Source organism: Curtobacterium sp. MCBD17_021, from assembly GCF_003234525.1.
Classification (GTDB): domain Bacteria; phylum Actinomycetota; class Actinomycetes; order Actinomycetales; family Microbacteriaceae; genus Curtobacterium.
On the sequence record NZ_QKTS01000032.1, the window covers coordinates 1 to 1,125 of the forward strand.

The window sequence follows — 1,125 nt, forward strand, 5'->3', positions numbered from 1 at the left end:
AGGGACTGCTGCAGGTTTGGTTGACTCCTGACGGGTAGGAGCGTTGGCTCCTGCTGGAAGGATGTGCGCCATGGTGAAGGCGTATCCGGAAGAGTTCCGCCGTGACGTGATCGCGGTGGCCCGGAAGGGTGAGTCGTCGGTGCGGCAGGTCGCGAGGGACTTCGGTGTCTCCGAGTCCTGCCTGGCCCGCTGGTTGCGGCTCGCGCACCGTGACGACGGCATCAGTGTTGGAGCGGCGCCGTCGGCGAAAGCGGTCGAGCAGGCGGAGCTGCGGGACGCGCAGAAACGGATCCGGCTCCTCGAGCAGGAGAACGAGATCCTCCGTCGGGCGACCGCGTATCTGTCGCAGGCGCATCTCCCAAAATGATGTACCCGCTGGTCCTCGAACTCGCCGCCGACCGGATCCCGGTCGCGGTGGCCTGCCGGGTGCTGGGCTTCTCGAAGCAGGCGTTCTATCGGTGGCGTGCCAGTCCGGTAACCGATCGCGACTGGGCGGACGCGCACCTCACCAACGCCGCGATCGACGCGCACCGCGACGACCCGACGTTCGGGTACCGGTTCATCGCCGACGACCTGCATGCAGCCGGCCATCGGGTGTCCGAGCGTCGGGTGTGGCGGTTGTGCTCGCAGCAGCAGCTGTGGTCGTTGCATGCGAAGAAGCGCGGCCTGAATCGCAAGGCCGGGCCGCCGGTGCATGACGACCGGGTTCGACGTGCGTTCACGGCGCCGGACCTCGACAAGCTGTGGTTGACGGACATCACCGAGCATCCGACGGGTGAGGGGAAGCTCTATCTGTGTGCGGTGAAGGACGCCTGTTCGCGTCGGATCGTGGGCTACTCGATCAGCGATCGGATGCGGTCCTCGCTCGCCGTCGCGGCTCTGCATATGGCGGTGGACCGCCGGAACCCGGCCGGGACTGTTGTGCACTCGGACCGGGGCAGCCAGTTCCGGTCGAAGAAGTTCGTCCGCGCGCTCAGCGACGCCGGGCTGCTCGGGTCGATGGGCCGAGTCGGTGCGTGCGCGGACAACGCGGCGATGGAATCGTTTTTCGCGCTCCTGCAGAAGAACGTCCTGAACCGGAAACGTTGGGCAACCCGGGAAGAACTCCGACTCGCGATCATCACC

General features: G+C 66.8%; 1 protein-coding gene. It reads left to right on the forward strand.

Annotated elements, in window-relative coordinates; genetic code table 11:
* Window positions 1-70 precede the first annotated feature (70 nt).
* A protein-coding gene (locus tag DEI83_RS15655; protein WP_258371256.1) for an IS3 family transposase occupies window positions 71-1,125 on the forward strand; the annotation gives its coding sequence in 2 pieces (ribosomal slippage) (window positions 71-350 and window positions 350-1,125; 1,056 coding nt annotated over the 2 pieces). This gene is flagged as partial in the annotation.